The 16,762-nt window shown below is 44.4% G+C and carries 15 protein-coding genes (1 of these 15 cut by a window edge); 8 read left to right on the forward strand and 7 right to left on the reverse strand.

Annotated elements, in window-relative coordinates:
* The 7 genes from LC508_RS19680 to dnaA form a co-directional block, all read right to left on the reverse strand.
* A protein-coding gene (locus tag LC508_RS19680) for an LptM family lipoprotein (protein ID WP_033143166.1) crosses the window boundary here: on the reverse strand, positions 1–81 show its beginning. Its footprint begins 507 nt before the window's first position; the window shows 81 of its 588 coding nt (coding positions 1–81); its start codon is at positions 79–81; its stop codon lies off the left edge, out of view.
* 1 nt (position 82) lies between these two features.
* Complete coding sequence (gyrA, locus tag LC508_RS19685; protein ID WP_033143167.1) at positions 83–2,587, reverse strand: DNA gyrase subunit A; 2,505 nt, start codon at positions 2,585–2,587, stop codon at positions 83–85.
* An 89-nt stretch (positions 2,588–2,676) separates the two neighbouring features.
* Positions 2,677–4,605 (reverse strand): DNA topoisomerase (ATP-hydrolyzing) subunit B, encoded by a 1,929-nt coding sequence (gene gyrB, locus LC508_RS19690; RefSeq protein WP_033143168.1) that lies wholly within the window; start codon positions 4,603–4,605, stop codon positions 2,677–2,679.
* Positions 4,606–4,655: 50 nt separating this feature from the next.
* Entirely contained in the window at positions 4,656–5,735 is a 1,080-nt protein-coding gene (gene recF, locus LC508_RS19695) for a DNA replication/repair protein RecF (protein WP_033143169.1), read from the reverse strand.
* 37 nt (positions 5,736–5,772) lie between these two features.
* On the reverse strand, positions 5,773–5,982 hold the full coding sequence (locus LC508_RS19700) for an RNA-binding S4 domain-containing protein (RefSeq protein WP_033143170.1): 210 nt from the start codon (positions 5,980–5,982) through the stop codon (positions 5,773–5,775).
* A gap of 32 nt (positions 5,983–6,014) precedes the next feature.
* Positions 6,015–7,127: a DNA polymerase III subunit beta gene (dnaN, locus tag LC508_RS19705; protein WP_033143171.1), complete on the reverse strand. Its 1,113-nt coding sequence runs from the start codon at positions 7,125–7,127 to the stop codon at positions 6,015–6,017.
* A 286-nt stretch (positions 7,128–7,413) separates the two neighbouring features.
* Positions 7,414–8,769, reverse strand: a complete 1,356-nt coding sequence (gene dnaA / locus LC508_RS19710) for a chromosomal replication initiator protein DnaA (protein WP_033143172.1) — start codon at positions 8,767–8,769, stop codon at positions 7,414–7,416.
* A 717-nt stretch (positions 8,770–9,486) separates the two neighbouring features.
* Between dnaA and rpmH the strand changes: the two genes are divergently transcribed.
* From rpmH to rsmG, 8 genes are all read left to right on the forward strand, one after another.
* Positions 9,487–9,621, forward strand: coding sequence for a 50S ribosomal protein L34 (rpmH, locus tag LC508_RS19715; protein WP_033143174.1), 135 nt, complete (start codon positions 9,487–9,489; stop codon positions 9,619–9,621).
* 51 nt (positions 9,622–9,672) lie between these two features.
* Positions 9,673–10,035 carry a ribonuclease P protein component gene (rnpA, locus tag LC508_RS19720; RefSeq protein WP_103733160.1) on the forward strand — a complete coding sequence of 121 codons (363 nt, stop codon included), beginning with the start codon at positions 9,673–9,675 and terminating at the stop codon, positions 10,033–10,035.
* Positions 10,016–10,225 (forward strand): membrane protein insertion efficiency factor YidD, encoded by a 210-nt coding sequence (gene yidD, locus LC508_RS19725; protein ID WP_081960513.1) that lies wholly within the window; start codon positions 10,016–10,018, stop codon positions 10,223–10,225. The genes rnpA and yidD overlap by 20 nt, the downstream gene beginning before the upstream one ends.
* Positions 10,226–10,330: 105 nt before the next feature.
* Positions 10,331–11,602 (forward strand): YidC/Oxa1 family membrane protein insertase, encoded by a 1,272-nt coding sequence (locus tag LC508_RS19730; RefSeq protein WP_081960514.1) that lies wholly within the window; start codon positions 10,331–10,333, stop codon positions 11,600–11,602.
* An 18-nt stretch (positions 11,603–11,620) separates the two neighbouring features.
* A complete protein-coding gene (gene jag, locus LC508_RS19735) occupies positions 11,621–12,478 on the forward strand; it encodes an RNA-binding cell elongation regulator Jag/EloR (protein WP_033143177.1) in 858 nt (285 codons plus the stop codon).
* 147 nt (positions 12,479–12,625) lie between these two features.
* Entirely contained in the window at positions 12,626–13,999 is a 1,374-nt protein-coding gene (mnmE, locus tag LC508_RS19740; RefSeq protein WP_033143178.1) for a tRNA uridine-5-carboxymethylaminomethyl(34) synthesis GTPase MnmE, read from the forward strand.
* 111 nt (positions 14,000–14,110) lie between these two features.
* The gene (gene mnmG / locus LC508_RS19745) at positions 14,111–16,015 is read left to right on the forward strand and encodes a tRNA uridine-5-carboxymethylaminomethyl(34) synthesis enzyme MnmG (protein WP_103732538.1); all 1,905 of its coding nucleotides are present in this window, start codon (positions 14,111–14,113) and stop codon (positions 16,013–16,015) included.
* Positions 16,012–16,761: a 16S rRNA (guanine(527)-N(7))-methyltransferase RsmG gene (gene rsmG / locus LC508_RS19750; protein WP_225305232.1), complete on the forward strand. Its 750-nt coding sequence runs from the start codon at positions 16,012–16,014 to the stop codon at positions 16,759–16,761. The genes mnmG and rsmG overlap by 4 nt, the downstream gene beginning before the upstream one ends.
* Position 16,762: the final 1 nt, after the last annotated feature.

Here is a 16,762-nt window from a genome sequence, read left to right on the forward strand (position 1 = left end):
TACCTTAACGCCGCATCCGCTCAAAGAAAACATAAGCACAATCACCAGAATGCAACATAGAAGCCCTTTTAATCTACGCATTTTACTCTCCTTGGTTCTCTTCTGTCTGGGAATCTGCCTCTGCGGACTCCACGCTTTCACTTTCTTCCTTTTCTCTCACCTTTGCAATGCTGGCAACCGTCACTCCCTCGTTCAGGTCCATAAGCTTCACTCCGGATGTAATTCGTCCCAGAATAGAAATTGTACTGCACTCCAGACGGATCACAATTCCCTCTGTGGTTATCAAAAGAATATCATTTTCCTCATTGACTGCTTTTACTCCGATCACATTACCTGTCTTCTCTGTGATCTTATAGCATTTTACACCTTTTCCGCCTCTGTTCTGGCAGGTAAATTCGCCTACAGAGGTTCTCTTGCCCATACCATGCTCAGAGACGATCAGCAGATAATCCCCCTGACAGTTGAGCTGCATGCCAATGACCTCATCCTCCTCAAGCAGATTGATACCGCGCACACCCATGGATACACGTCCGGTACTTCTTACATCTGTCTCGTGGAAACGGATACACTGGCCGAATTTTGTTATAAGGATAATATCCTTCTTGTTGTCCGTAAATTTTACTTCAATCAGCTCATCGTCCTCGCGGAGGGCAATAGCCGCAAGACCTGTCTTACGCACATTACTGTAATCTTCAATCGGCGTTTTCTTTACAAGGCCGTTTTTCGTTGCCATAAACAGATAATTTCCCTGTTTAAATTCATTGATGGGGATTACCGCTGAAATCTTTTCCTCCGGCTGCAGAGAAAGCAGGTTGATAATGGCAGTACCCCTGGCTGTCCTGCTGGCTTCCGGAATCTCATATGCTTTCATACGGTAAACACGCCCCATGTTGGTAAAGAACATGAGGAAATGGTGGGTAGTGGTCATCAAAAGCTCCTCAATGTAGTCGTCATCAATGGTGCTCATGCCCTTGATTCCCTTACCGCCTCTGTTCTGGCTGCGGAAATTATCAACAGTCATTCGCTTGATATATCCTAATTTTGTCATGGCAATAACTGTGTTTTCCTTTGGAATCAGGTCTTCCATGGAAATATCAAATTCATCGTATCCGATCGAGGTCCTTCTGTCATCCCCGTATTTATCAGATATGCCCAGAATCTCCTCACGGATCACACGAAGCAGAAGGTTTCTGTCCGCAAGAATAGCCTTTAACTCCCGGATTTTTTTAACCAGCTCATTATACTCGCCCTGAAGACGGTCTCTTTCCAGACCTGTCAGTGCACGCAGCCTCATGTCTACAATCGCCTGGGCCTGGGCATCTGAGAAGCCGAATGCCTCCATAAGGGAATCCTTTGCCTCCTGTGTGGTCTTCGATGCACGGATGATACGGATAACCTCGTCAATATGTTCCAGGGCTTTTAACAGACCCTCCAAGATATGTGCACGTTCCTGTGCTTTGTTCAGGTCATACTGTGTCCTTCTGGTCACAACCTCTTCCTGGTGGCGCAGATAATGCTTAAGCATTTCCAGAAGGTTCATGACCTTAGGCTCATTGTTCACCAGTGCCAGCATGATAACGCCGAATGTATCCTGAAGCTGTGTGTGCTTGTAAAGCTGGTTCAGGATAACATTGGCATTGGCATCCCTTCTCAGCTCAATACAGATACGCATGCCTTCCCTGTTGGAATGGTCGTTAATGGCCGTAATTCCGTCTATTTTCTTATCCCTTACAAGTTCTGCCATCTTCTCAATCAAACGCGCTTTATTGACCATATAGGGCAGTTCTGTGACAATGATCTGGCTCTTGCCGTTGGGCAGTGTCTCAATATCTGTGATAGCCCGCACTTTGACCTTTCCGCGGCCTGTGCGGTAAGCCTCCTCGATTCCCCTTGTACCCAGGATCATGGCTCCGGTTGGAAAATCAGGCCCTTTTATAATGGACAGGATTTCCTCCAGCTCGGTTTCCCTGTCTTCTTCAATAATATTGTCAATGATTCTTACAACAGCAGAAATAACCTCCCTCAGATTGTGGGGCGGTATATTGGTAGCCATACCAACAGCAATACCTGATGTACCGTTCACCAGAAGATTGGGGTATCTGGACGGCAGAACCAGGGGCTCTTTCTCTGTCTCGTCAAAGTTCGGAGCAAAATCAACTGTGTTTTTATTGATGTCCGCCAGCATTTCCATGGAAATCTTGCTCAGGCGGGCCTCTGTATACCTCATGGCAGCGGCACCGTCACCATCCACAGAACCAAAGTTTCCGTGGCCGTCTACCAGAGGATATCTGGTGGACCAGTCCTGTGCCATGTTAACCAGTGCCCCGTAAATGGAGCTGTCACCGTGGGGATGGTATTTACCCATAGTATCACCCACGATACGGGCACATTTTCTGTGTGGTTTGTCCGGACCGTTGTTCAATTCTATCATGGAGTACAGAATTCTTCTCTGTACCGGCTTCAGACCGTCCCTTACATCAGGCAGTGCCCTGGATGCAATAACACTCATGGCATACTCAATGTAGGACTCCTCCATCTTTTTCTGTAAGTCCACTTCCTGGACTTTATCAAAAATATTATCTTCCATTTAGCTTCTCCTTAACTCCGCTTCCGTCGTCCGTTCCCTCATTCTGCAGCAAAACAGATCATCGCTGTCTGCCCGGCTGACTCATGGGATCAAATATCGAGATTCTTAACATATTTTGCATTCTCTTCTATGAATTCACGCCTGGGCTCAACTTTGTCTCCCATAAGTGTGGTGAATGTCAGATCTATTTCAGATGACGCCTCATCGTCCATGGTGACTCTTAAAAGAATCCTGCGTTCCGGATCCATGGTGGTCTCCCAGAGCTGTTCTGCGTCCATCTCTCCCAGACCTTTGTAACGCTGGATCCTGTTGTTGCCGTCACGTCCGATCTCATTCAGTATCTCATCCTGTTCCTTCTCGGAATAGGCATAGAAAACTTTTTTATTCTTCTCAATTTTAAACAGCGGCGGTTTTGCCAGGTATACATGTCCCTGTTTTATAAGCTCCGGCATAAAACGGTATAAAAACGTTAAGAGAAGGGTGGCAATATGGGCACCATCCACATCGGCATCGGTCATAATGATGATCTTATTGTAACGAAGCTTACTGATATCAAAATCTTCGTGAATGCCGGTTCCGAAGGCAGTGATCATGGCTTTAATCTCGGCATTCGCGTATATTTTATCAAGTCTTGCCTTCTCCACATTCAGAATTTTACCTCTCAGCGGAAGAATGGCCTGTGTTGCACGGCTTCTGGCAGTCTTGGCGGAACCACCGGCGGAATCTCCCTCTACGATGTATATCTCACATTTGGAAGGATCTTTGTCCATACAGTCAGCCAGTTTGCCCGGAAGGGACATTCCCTCCAGCGCAGACTTTCTCCTTGTCAGTTCTCTGGCTTTTCTGGCAGCATCTCTTGCACGCTGGGAAAGCACGGATTTCTCAATGATCGTCTTTGCAACAGCCGGATTCTGCTCCAGGAAAATTTCAAGCTGGCCGCTCACAACATTGTCCACTGCTCCCCTGGCCTCACTGTTTCCCAGTTTCTGTTTTGTCTGCCCCTCAAACTGCGGGTCCTCTATCTTAACACTGATAATGGCTGTCAGTCCTTCACGGATATCCTCTCCTGAAAGATTTGACTCACTCTCTTTTAAGATTTTATTCTTTCTTGCATATTCATTAAAGGTCTTGGTGAGGGCATTTCTAAATCCCACAATATGGGTTCCACCCTCAGGCGTTGTGATATTATTTACGAAACCATAAGTATTTTCTGTATAGGAATCGTTGTGCTGCATGGCAACTTCCACCACCACGCCGTCCTTTGTCCCCTCAAAGTAAAGAATATCTTCATAGAGTGCGGAATTACTTCTGTTCAGGTACTGCACGAACTCCTTGATACCGCCCTCATAGTGGAAAATGACTTCCTTTGGTTCCTCATCTCTCTTGTCCACAGCAATGATCTTCAGTCCTTTTGTCAGGAAGGCCATTTCACGGAACCGGTGTTTGAGCGTACTGAAGTCAAACACAGTCTCTTCAAATATTTGGGGGTCAGGAAGGAAGGTCACCATGGTTCCCCTCTTATCCGGATCACAGTCACCGATCACTTTTAATTTATAAATAGTTTTTCCACGCTCATAGCGCTGACGGTATACTTTTCCTTCATGAAAAATGGTGACCTCCAGCCATGTGGAGAGGGCATTCACAACAGATGCGCCAACACCGTGAAGACCGCCGGATACCTTATATCCCCCGCCGCCGAATTTACCGCCGGCATGCAGAATCGTAAAAACAACCTCAACCGCCGGAATGCCGGCTTTGTGGTTAATTCCTACCGGAATACCGCGGCCATTGTCTATAACCGTGATAGAATTATCCTCGTTTATAGATACTTCTATGGTATCGCAATAACCGGCCAGCGCTTCATCTACCGCATTATCTACAATCTCATACACCAGATGGTGCAGACCTCTGGCGGAGGTACTGCCGATATACATACCAGGCCTTTTTCTTACAGCCTCCAGTCCCTCAAGTATCTGAATCTGATCTGCTCCATACTCTGTTTTAATCTCTGTGCTCATGCATTTCCTCCTGTTTACCGGCAATGCTCACCGGTTTTCCACTGGTCGTCTCAGGGGGCAACTGTCCCCTCCACCACTTTAAACAATTTATTGATTTCAAATCTTTTATTGACAAAATCATCCAAACCTGTACAGGTTATCATAGTCTGCACATTCCGGATACTGTCCAGCAGGTAATTCTGCCTGCCTGCATCCAGTTCTGACAGAACATCATCCAGAAGAAGGATCGGAACATCCTTTATTTTCTTCTCCACCAGATAAATCTCTGATAATTTCAGGGATAGGGCGGCTGTGCGCTGCTGTCCCTGTGAACCAAACTTACGGATATCAATGTCATTTATTCTAACACATAAATCATCCCTGTGTGGTCCGGATGAAGTATTTCTGAATTTAAAATCTTTTTCCCGGTTTTTCCCCAGCTGTTCGTAGAACTCACCGCTCTTTACATTCGGCTCATAAACCAGTTCAATCTTTTCTTTTCCGCCTGTTATGCTGCTATGTATCCCTCCGATAATATCGTTTATATCACGGATAAATTCATGACGGCTTTCAATGATGGATCTTCCGTAACGTACCAGCTGTTCATCCCACACATCCAGAGTGGCCGCCAGACCGCTTTGAAATCCAATGTCCTTCAGCAGCTTGTTCCTCTGATTCAGAACATGGTTATAACTGGATAAATCAGATAAATACACCTTATTAAGTTGACATAACTCGGAATCAATAAATCTTCTTCTCTCACCGGGACCGTTCTTGATAATATTCAGATCCTCGGGTGAGAAAAATACAATGTTGACAATTCCGAACAGCTCACTGGCCCTTCGGATGGGAATACCGTCAATGGCTATGCCTTTGGCTTTATTCTTTTTCAGATGCATATCTATTTTATGGGATATGCCGTCCTTGTTCACAAACATTCTGATATGGGATTCATCCTGTTCAAACCGGATCATCTCCCTGTCTTTGCTGCCTCGGTGTGATTTCGTGGTACCGCACAGGTATACAGCTTCCAGAATATTCGTCTTGCCCTGGGCGTTGTCTCCATAGAGAATATTCGTTCCCTTGTCAAACTGCAGGGACAAAAGATTGTAATTCCTGTAATTTTTCAGTTCTATAGACTCAATATACATGTAAACACCTGTTGTTGGGATTATAGGATTAGTAAAATTATTTTACTATCTTGATTTCCTGTCCGTCATAAGTTACCAGATCCCCGTCGTAAAGTTTACGTCCTCTTCTGGTATCGGTCTCACCATTGACTTTTACGAGACCGTCCTGAATGACATATTTGGCTTCAACCCCGTCTTCCACAAGATTTGCGGCTTTCAGGGCCTGGCCTAACTTAATAAATTCATCTTTTAATTTGATTATTTCCATTTTTTCTCTCCTAACGGCTTTCAAACCCGTTTTTATCTGCTGACAGCGTTAAAGTTTACAGGAAGGATCAGATAAATATACTGCTCCTCGTCATCCCTGATAAAGCAGGGTGCCTTCGGATTCATGAGATAAATGCTGACTTCCTCGTCATCAATGACTTTCAGTGCATCTATCAAAAACTTGGGATTGAAACCGATGAGAATATCTTTTCCCTCTTTTTCAATATCAATGTCCTCTTTCATGGAACCGATCTGGGAATCAATGCGCAGCTCCATGGAGCCATCCTCAATGTGGATGATAATTGGTTTTTTATCTCCCTCTTTCACAAGAAGGGTTGCCCTGTCGATACAATCCAGAAATTCTCTTTTATTAATTTTAACTTTTGTCTCATAATCACTGGACAGCATCTGGTCAATCTTAAAGTAATCTCCCTCGATGAGACGGGATACTACCTTGGTATTATCAAATTCAAACAAGATATGGTTCTCTGCGAGATAGATATCCACCATATCTTCCATTTCACCGGATAAAATCTTACTGATCTCATTCAGTGTCTTACCGGGAACCACTACTTTTTTATCTGCGCACTCCTCCTTCAAGGCAATTTTTCTGATGGAGATCCGGTGTCCGTCAAGAGAAACAACTCTCAGCATATTGTTTTCAATCTGGAAAAGTTCACCTGTCATCAGTTTATTGTTCTCGTTGGCTGCAATGGAGAAAATAGTCTGTCTGATAATTTCTTTTAAAGTAAACTGTGAAATCCGTACACAGTCATTTTTTTCAATAAACGGAAGATAAGAAAAATCTTCTCCTGATTTTCCCGGAATATTGAACTTGGCTTTTTCACAAGTAATCAGTGTGTTCAGTTTTTCATCTGTTGTAATGGTAACATTATTATCCGGGAGCTTTCTGACAATCTCGGAAAATATCTTGGCATCCAGTGCGATGATGCCTTTTTCTTCTATAGTACCGTCGACGATTGTTTCGATTCCCAGTTCCATATCATTGGATGTGAATTTTATCTCGTTTGCAGATGCGTCAATGAGAATACATTCCAGAATGGGCATGGTTGTTTTTCCCGGTACGGCTTTCATGGCAATATTTACACTTTTTAATAGTTCTGATTTTGGACAAATTAATTTCATGATGTGTATAACTTCCTTTCTGTGCAAAAGTGGCTTTATCTATAAAATATTTAAAAGAAATCCGCAGTCGTAGCCTTAGGGGATGTGAATTTGTGAATAACCCTCGAAACCCGCATAAACTGCGGCTTTCACCGTATGGATAACTTTGTGGGTTAACGTTGAAGTTCAAGTGAATAAGCTGTTGATAAATGAGGCGCCCAAAACCGGGGTTCACGTTATCAACACTTATCCACATGAAAGTCACTGCTTATTCACCTAAGGTTGTGGATAGTGTATACCTTAAAGATTACTTGGCGGGATTTATCTTTTTCTTCAATATATCTATGATTTCTCTGGTGGCGTCGTTTTCCTCCACTTCCCGCTCTATTTTATTTATGCCGCTCATGATGGTCGTATGGTCACGTCCGCCCAGGCTGTCACCGATGATCTTCAGCGTAGTCTCTGTCATGTGGCGGCACAGGTACATGACAATCTGTCTTGGATATGCTATTTTTGAACTCCTTTTGTTTCCGGTCAGGTCTGAAGGAGTGAGATCAAAGTGTTCTGCTACTATATTAATAATGAGTTCCGGTGTTATAGTTCTCTTCTGGTTTGGGGATATGATATCTTTCAATACTTTTTCTGCCAGAGCCAGATTGATCTCCCGGTTCTCCAGGTTTGCATATGCCATGATCTTGTTCAGAGAACCTTCAAGTTCACGGATATTTGACTTTACATTCTGTGCGATATACTCGATGACCTGGTCGTCAATCTGGTATCCGTCCAGCTCCTCCTTCTTTCGGAGGATAGCCATTCGGGTTTCAAAATCAGGTGAGGAGATATCCACGATCAATCCCCACTCAAACCTGGAACGAAGCCGGTCCTCCAGGATTTCCATATCTTTCGGAGGCTTATCTGAGGAGATAATAATTTGCTTTTTAGCTCCGTGCAGGGCGTTGAAAGTGTGGAAAAATTCTTCCTGGGTGGATTCCTTTCCTATAATAAACTGTATATCATCGATCAGCAGTACATCTATGTTCCGGTATTTTTCCCGAAACTTGGACATAGTTGAATTATTGCCGTTACGGATGGATTCAATCAGTTCATTGGTAAAATATTCACTGGTCACATACAAAACCTTGGACTGCGGTCTCTTCTGCAGCACAAAATGTGCGATGGAGTGCATCAGATGGGTCTTTCCAAGACCAACACCTCCATATATAAAGAGGGGATTATACACTTCTCCCGGGGATTCTGCAACGGCGACGGAAGCTGCGTGTGCCAGTTTGTTATTGCTTCCGACTACAAACGTGTCAAAAGTGTATTTTGGATTTAAGTTGGCTTTTTCAATACTTTCATTTACTGCAGCGGAAGATACGGGGGTATCCGCCGTTTCCGGCGGCACGTCATCCGGTAAGATCAAAGCAATTTCATAGTCTTCTCCCACGGTCTCTGTAATTGCCACTTTTAATGGAAGAAGATATTTGTTGGCAATATAGTTAATACCGATCTGCCCTGTGGGGACAATGATGGTTACGGTGTCCCCCTCCACTTTGTGGACTGTCAGGGATTTCAGCCAGGTATTAAAAGAGACATCAGATAACTGATGCTCCGTTTTTATCATATTTAATATGTCTGTCCATTTTTCCTGTATTAAATGCATTTTGAATTCTCCCGATATGAAATAATTATTTCAATCCACATTTTGAGTTAAAAAGTCAACTCAAAATGAAATCTTCCTCTTTGTACAAGCACACAACAATAGAAAGTACGCGTCTGCGGACTTTCTATTGCAAAAAAACGTATTATTATCTATATATTATAATAAAATAGAATTTTTAGCAATGAAAAAATATTTCTAAACAGAAATCCACAAGGTTATGTTAATAATGTGGATAAAACCGTGTGGAAAATGAGGATTGTAAAGTTAAAAACATTGTGGAAAAAGAGAGATGTGAGAAATGTGTATAACTTTATTTACATCTTCCACATGGCGAAAATATGGATAAATCAAGGCTTTTTTGTCGAAAAGGGCAAAAAAGCGTGGGGAAAACGAAAAAGTTATCCACAAGTTATCCACAATTTGTGGATAACGTTACGTAAACCAGAAATGTGTGAATAACTGTGGGGATAATCATTTCAGGGATATGGTCCAGGGAATACTTTCCACAGGTCAGTATTTTGGAATGTGGAAAACGTGTGAATACACGGATTTCAGCCTATTTTCGTGATAAATATATTTAAATAAAAAAATAAAATATATCTTGACGAATCAGGGGTTTACGAATATAATTGAAATGATGTTTTCTATCATGCATAATCATAGGAATACTATCTGAAACAATAGATAGATATTTGGTTTAAAGGAGGTGCCTGGAATATGAAAATGACATTTCAGCCAAAAAAGAGAAGCAGATCCAAAGTTCATGGATTCAGAGCAAGAATGAGCAGTAAGGCCGGAAGAAAAGTTTTAGCTGCAAGAAGATTAAAAGGAAGAAAAAGATTATCAGCTTAAGACCGCAGATATGTGGTCTTTTCTTCTCTTCTTTTCATTAAAGGATGGTTTATGAAGTATTCGGAATCGTTAAAGAAAAACAGAGATTTTCAACTGGTTTATAAAAAGGGAACATCATTTGCAAATCGTTACTTAGTTATGTATGTGTTAAAAAACCAGTTGGACAGAAACAGAATTGGTATATCCGTAAGTAAAAAGGTAGGCAACAGTGTTGTGAGACATCATTTGACCAGGCTTCTCAGAGAAAGCTACCGATTAAACGAAGAAAAATTCAGGTGCGGATATGATATTGTTGTAGTAGTCAGGGTAAATGGAAAGGATCAGGGATTCAATTCCATGGAGAGTGCGCTTTTGCACTTAGGTAAGTTAACAAAGACCATAAGAAGTGAAGAGAATGAAGACAGTATTGATTAAGATGATTCGGCTTTATCAGAAATATTTATCCCCGTTAAAGAGAACCCGTTGTCCCTATATACCCACGTGTTCTCAGTATGGATTAGAAGCAATTGAGAAGTATGGTGCAGTAAAAGGTAGTTTATTGGCTTGCTGGAGAATATTAAGGTGTAATCCATTTTCAAAAGGCGGATACGATCCGGTACCATAATTGTTGTTTTATCTTGTTAGGAGATAATTATGCACCGCCGTTTTCTTAAAAGGCGGAATGCTTGAGAGATGAAGGTGACAAACCGGCTATAAGGAGGAAAATATTTTGGTTGCGTTGCTAACAAAGAGTACAATGCCGATTGTAAAATGGGTCGCTGAAGTAATGGGCTGGCTGATGAACGGCATTTACAGTATCGGGGTCACAAACCTGGGCCTCTGCATTATTTTATTTACGATTATTATTTATATGTTCATGACGCCTCTGCAGATCAAACAGCAGAAGTTCTCTAAGATGAATGCAGTCATGTCCCCGGAATTACAGAAAATAAACAAGAAATATAAAGGCAAAAAAGACCAGAACTCACAGATGAAGATGCAGGAAGAGACCATGGCCGTATATGAAAAGTACGGTGTATCTCCTACAGGAAGCTGTCTGCAGATGGTTATTCAGATGCCTATCTTCTTCGCTCTGTACCAGGTTATCATCAAGATGCCGGGATACATCGGAGGAATTAAGCACATGTTCGATTCCGCAGTTGTTAAAATCACAAATGTTGACGGATATGTGGGAATCATCACGGAATTTATTAAAGAGCATGGTATCAGAAGTTATAGCTGGCCCACAAATGGCAAGGGTGTAAATGATAACCATGTCATTGACTTTTTATACAGTCTGTCCCCCTCCCAGTGGGCAGATCTTGGCGATGTGGACAAGTTCAGCGGTTTTGCGCAGACCTTGAGTGACACTGCGGGTAAAATCCATCCCATGCAGAATTTCCTGGGTCTGAACATAGCGGACACACCGCTTTCCCTGATCAAGACAGGATGGAGTGAGCACACGTATCTTCTGATCGTTGCTGCGATCATGATTCCGCTGTTGTCCTGGCTGACTCAGATGCTGAACTTAAAATTAATGCCCACAGCAGCAACAGATGACACAAACAGCCAGATGAATGCCACAATGAAGGGTATGAACACTTTCATGCCTCTGTTTTCCGCTTTTATCTGTTTCTCATTCCCTGTAGGTATTGGTATCTACTGGATCGCCGGTTCTGTGATCCGCTGTGTACAGCAGCTTGTCATCAACAGACATCTGGACAATATGAATATGGATGATTTCATTAAAAAGAACCAGGAAAAGATGGCTAAGAAGCGTGCAAAAGCAGGACTTCCGCCGCAGAAGATCACGCAGCAGGCCAAGATGAATGTAAGAAACATTGAGGAGCCGAAGAAGACAACAGCTGAGGACAGAAATGCTGCAGTTCAGAAATCTACCGAATATTACAAGAATGTGCAGAATGCAAAACCGGGAAGTTTAGCTTCAAAGGCAAACATGGTTGCTCAATTTGATCAGAAAAACAAATCTAAGAAGAAGTAGGGGTAAGGGGGAAGAAGCATGGAATTCAAAGAATTTTCTGCAAAAACTGTAGACGAAGCGATCACAAAAGCTTGTCTGGATTTTGAGACCTCCAGTGAAAATCTGGAGATTCAGGTTTTATTTGAAGGTAGTTCAGGATTTTTAGGATTCGGAGCCAAACCGGCCAGGATCAATGTTCGCAGAAAAGAAGTATCCTTACCAGAAGAACCAGTAATTGAAGAGGCTGTTCCGGTAAAAGAAGAGAGAAAAGAAGCACCAAAGGAAGAAAGAAAAGAAGCGAAAAAAGAGTTCAAGAGCGAGCCGAGAAGAGAGCCTAAGAGGGAGCCGAAAAAAGATGCCAGAAAGGCAGAGGCTTTCAAAGAGGATGTAAAACCGCAGCATGAAGAGCGGAAGGTCGTTGAGAGAACAGAAGAAGAGATCACAGCTGTCAAAGCAGACGCGGAGAAGTTCTTAAGCGGCGTGTTTAAAGCCATGGAGCTTGAAGTTGAGATCAAGATGGAATATAAGAGCGCGGAAGGCAACCTGGAAATTGAATTTTTAGGTGAGGACATGGGCATTCTTATAGGCAAGAGAGGACAGACTCTGGATTCTCTGCAGTATCTCACAAGCCTTGTTGTCAACAAGGGAAGACAGGGATATATCCGTGTGAAGCTGGATACTGAGGATTACAGAAACAGGAGAAAAGAGACTCTGGAAAATCTGGCAAAGAGCATTGCCTACAAAGTCAGAAAGACCAGAAAACCGGTTTCCCTGGAGCCGATGAATCCCTATGAGAGAAGAATCATCCACTCTGCATTACAGGGCAACCGCTACGTGGAGACTTACAGTGAGGGAAATGAACCTTACCGCCACGTGGTTGTAAAGCTGAAAAAATAATATATATTAAGTATGATTATTCTAGGTGAAAGCGTGAATAATGGAGAATAAATTTCTCTGCGCTTTCGCCTGGAATTTTTTTAATTTTGACTATAAATTTACGTTACCTGTGTTAATGTTGAAATAGAATCAGAGGAGTTGAAGAAAATGGCAGATACCATTGCAGCAATCGCCACAGCTATGACGGCATCGGGAATCGGAATCATCCGTATGAGCGGTCCCGAAAGCCGCGGGATAGTCCGGAAGGTTTACCGTTCCAAAGGCGGCAGAAAGCAGATTGACAAGGAACCGTCACACACCATTCACTATGGGTTTATCTATGACGGGGAGGAAGAGATTGATGAGGTGCTGGTCATGCTCATGGACGGCCCCAGAAGCTATACCGGTGAGGATACGGTGGAGATTGACTGCCACGGCGGTGTTCTGGCCATGAAACGGGTGCTGGAGACCGTGATAAAATACGGCGCCCGCCCTGCAGAGCCGGGGGAATTTACAAAAAGGGCGTTCCTAAACGGAAGGATAGACCTGTCCCAGGCTGAAGCAGTGATTGATGTGATCAATGCCAAAAATGAATATGCGCTGAAAAGTTCCCTGAACCAGTTAAAGGGGTCTGTGCAGAAGGTGATCCGGGAAATCAGGGAGAGGATTATCTATCACATTGCCTATATTGAGTCAGCCCTGGATGACCCGGAGCATATCAGTATAGACGGATACGGGGAGACCCTGGAAAGAGAAGTGGCTGTACAGAAATCCAGAATCGAGAGACTGCTGGAAACTGCCGGGGAAGGCAAGATGATGAAGGAGGGTATCAAGACCGTCATTGTGGGCAAACCAAATGCGGGAAAATCTTCACTTATGAACCTTCTTGTGGGAGAGGAGAGAGCCATTGTAACGGATATTGCGGGAACTACCAGGGATATTCTGGAGGAGACCATTGTCCTGCACGGCATTTCCCTCCGTATGATAGACACAGCCGGTATCAGGGATACAGAGGACCGTGTGGAACAGATCGGTGTGGGAAGAGCAAAAGAGTACGCAAAGGACGCGGACCTGATTCTCTACGTGGTGGATTCCTCTATCCCCCTGGATGAGAACGATGAGGAGATCATCTCCATGCTGGAAGATAAGAAGGCAGTCATTCTGCTGAATAAGACGGATCTGGATACAGTGGTCTCAGAGGAAAGCCTGAGGCTGAGGATGAACCATCCGGTGATACCTGTATCCGCCAAGGAGGAGCAGGGGATCGATGTGCTGGAGCAGCAGATCAAAGATATGTTCTTTGAAGGCGAGCTGTCCTTTAATGATGAGGTATATATTACAAATATCCGCCATAAGACGGCTTTGGAGGACGCTGTGAAAAGCCTGGAGCTTGTGGAAAACAGCATTGCCATGCAGATGCCTGAGGATTTCTTCTCCATTGACCTGATGAACGCATACGAGAGTCTGGGAACCATTATCGGGGAGTCTGTGGGGGAAGACCTGGTAAATGAGATATTTGCGAAGTTCTGCACAGGAAAATAAAAATACGGTAGTGTTATCCACAAAAATCATCATATTTTATCGAAAATGTGGATAACAGAGTTCAAATAGAAAAATCATGTGAATAGTTATTTCAGAAAGGAAGCCATTAGAATGAACAATCTGGTTGAGAATTACGATATTGCCATTGTGGGCGCGGGTCATGCCGGCTGTGAGGCTGCGCTTGCCTGTGCACGTCTGGGCCTTGAGACCATCATGTTCACAGTGAGCGTGGACAGTATTGCGCTGATGCCCTGCAATCCCAACATAGGCGGGAGTTCCAAGGGCCATCTGGTGAGAGAGATTGATGCCCTTGGCGGTGAGATGGGAAAAAATATTGACAAGACCTTTATCCAGTCAAAAATGCTCAATGTATCGAAGGGACCTGCCGTCCATTCCCTGCGCGCCCAGGCGGACAAGCAGGAGTATACCAGGAGTATGAGAAGGGTACTGGAGAACACGGAACATCTCACCATCAAACAGGCCGAGGTGACAGAAATCCTGGCGCAGGAGCATAAGGCAGCAGGTGTAAAGACGTATTCAGGAGCCGTGTATCAGACAAAGGCTGTGGTGCTCTGTACCGGAACGTATCTGAAAGCCCGTTGCATCTACGGTGATGTAAGCAGTTATACAGGCCCGAACGGTCTGCAGGCTGCTAATTACCTGACGGAATCCCTGAAGAATCTGGGTGTGGAGATGTACCGGTTTAAGACGGGAACACCTGCCAGGATTGATAAGAGAAGTATTGACTTCTCCAAAATGGAAGAACAGTTCGGGGATGAGAGGGTGGTTCCCTTCTCCTTTTCCACGGATCCGGAGGATGTACAGATAGATCAGGCATCCTGCTGGCTTACTTATACCAATGAAAAGACGCATGAGATCATCAGGAACAACCTGGACCGCTCCCCTCTGTATTCCGGCATGATCGAGGGAACAGGGCCGAGATACTGCCCGTCTATTGAGGATAAAGTGGTAAAATTCGCGGATAAGAACAGACATCAGGTATTCCTGGAGCCGGAAGGGCTGTATACCAATGAAATGTATGTGGGCGGCATGTCCAGCTCCCTGCCGGAGGATGTGCAGTATGAGATGTATCACTCCGTACCCGGACTTGAGAATGCAAAGATTGTAAGGAATGCCTATGCCATAGAATACGACTGTATCAATGCAAGACAGCTTTATCCAACGCTTGAGTTCAAGGAGATAAAAGGGCTTTTCTCAGGCGGACAGTTTAACGGAAGTTCCGGTTATGAGGAGGCAGCAGCCCAGGGGCTTGTGGCAGGGATCAATGCGGCCATGGAGGTGCTGGGACGGGAAATGCTCATACTGGACCGGTCCGAATCCTACATCGGCGTTCTGATCGATGACCTGGTGACTAAGGAAAACCATGAACCTTACAGAATGATGACAAGCCGAGCGGAATACCGCCTGCTCCTCAGACAGGACAACGCGGACCTGCGCCTCAGGGAAAAAGGGTATCAGGTGGGTCTGGTGAGTGAGGAAGAGTATCAGTATGTACTCTGGAAGAAACAGAAGATAGAGGAGGAGGCAGCTCGTGTGGAGAATACCTTTGTGGGTGCTTCAAAGGAAGTGCAGGAACTTCTGGAATCTTACGGAAGTACACTGCTGAAAAACGGTTCCTCTCTGGCAGAGCTGATCAGGCGTCCGGAACTTTCCTACAAAATTCTGGCGCCGCTGGATAAAAAAAGGCCGAAACTTCCTGAGGATGTGGCAGAACAGGTAAACATTAACATCAAGTATGACGGTTATATCCGCAGGCAGTTAAAACAGGTGGAACAGTTTAAGAAACTGGAGACAAAACGTCTGCCTGAGGACCTGGATTATGAGGAAATAAGCGGATTGAGGATAGAGGCAAAGCAGAAGTTAAAGGAATACAGGCCGGTATCTATGGGACAGGCGTCCAGGATCGCGGGTGTATCCCCGGCGGATATATCGGTACTGCTTGTATATATGGAATCTTACAGAAGAAACGGAATTCATAAGGAGGCGGATGCATGAGTGAAGTGACAAATCAGGAACAGAAGGCATACTGCCTGGATATACTGGAGAATGGCTGCGGGGAATTGGGGCTGACCTTAACAGAGGAACAGAAGCAGCAGTTTGTGCGCTACTACGAGATGCTGGTGGAATGGAACAAGGTCATGAATCTGACGGGAATTACGGAGTTCGAGGAAGTTTTGACAAAACATTTTGTGGACAGTCTCTCTATTGTAAAAGCCCTGGATATGGAGAATATAAAATCCTGCATTGATGTGGGAACCGGAGCGGGATTCCCGGGGATTCCCCTTAAAATTGTATTTCCCCACCTTCAGGTGACACTTCTGGATTCCCTGAATAAACGTCTTAAATTTTTGGATGCCGTCATAGAAGACCTGGGGCTTGAGAGCATCTACACCGTGCACGGACGTGCAGAGGACGGGGCCAGAAGGCCGGAGCTCAGGGAACAGTATGATCTCAGTGTTACCAGGGCAGTGGCAAGGCTATGTACCATCAGTGAGTATTGCATGCCTTATGTAAAGGAAGGCGGCTTCTTTGTAGCTTATAAGTCAGGCAGAGTGAAAGAGGAACTTATGGAGGGGAAGAAAGCAGTATCCGTACTGGGAGGAAAGCTGGAGAAGACAGAAGAATTTCTCCTTCCGGGAACAGATATGGAGCGTTCCCTTGTAGTGATTCAGAAGGCAAAGCCTACACCGAAGAAATATCCGCGCAAAGCGGGAACTCCGGCGAAGGAGCCTATTTTGTGAG

This window comes from Blautia parvula (assembly GCF_020215665.1).
Taxonomy (GTDB): Bacteria; Bacillota; Clostridia; order Lachnospirales; family Lachnospiraceae; genus Blautia; species Blautia celeris.

Coding starts and splice junctions, on each gene's coding strand:
- gyrA (WP_033143167.1), bottom strand. CDS start 2,587: ATGGAAGATAATATTTTTGATAAAGTCCAGGAAGTGGACTTACAGAAA.
- yidD (WP_081960513.1), top strand. CDS start 10,016: ATGAAGACAGTATTGATTAAGATGATTCGGCTTTATCAGAAATATTTA.
- dnaA (WP_033143172.1), bottom strand. CDS start 8,769: ATGCATTTAATACAGGAAAAATGGACAGACATATTAAATATGATAAAA.
- jag (WP_033143177.1), top strand. CDS start 11,621: ATGGAATTCAAAGAATTTTCTGCAAAAACTGTAGACGAAGCGATCACA.
- rnpA (WP_103733160.1), top strand. CDS start 9,673: ATGAAGTATTCGGAATCGTTAAAGAAAAACAGAGATTTTCAACTGGTT.
- recF (WP_033143169.1), bottom strand. CDS start 5,735: ATGTATATTGAGTCTATAGAACTGAAAAATTACAGGAATTACAATCTT.
- LC508_RS19700 (WP_033143170.1), bottom strand. CDS start 5,982: ATGGAAATAATCAAATTAAAAGATGAATTTATTAAGTTAGGCCAGGCC.
- dnaN (WP_033143171.1), bottom strand. CDS start 7,127: ATGAAATTAATTTGTCCAAAATCAGAACTATTAAAAAGTGTAAATATT.
- mnmE (WP_033143178.1), top strand. CDS start 12,626: ATGGCAGATACCATTGCAGCAATCGCCACAGCTATGACGGCATCGGGA.
- mnmG (WP_103732538.1), top strand. CDS start 14,111: ATGAACAATCTGGTTGAGAATTACGATATTGCCATTGTGGGCGCGGGT.
- rpmH (WP_033143174.1), top strand. CDS start 9,487: ATGAAAATGACATTTCAGCCAAAAAAGAGAAGCAGATCCAAAGTTCAT.
- gyrB (WP_033143168.1), bottom strand. CDS start 4,605: ATGAGCACAGAGATTAAAACAGAGTATGGAGCAGATCAGATTCAGATA.
- rsmG (WP_225305232.1), top strand. CDS start 16,012: ATGAGTGAAGTGACAAATCAGGAACAGAAGGCATACTGCCTGGATATA.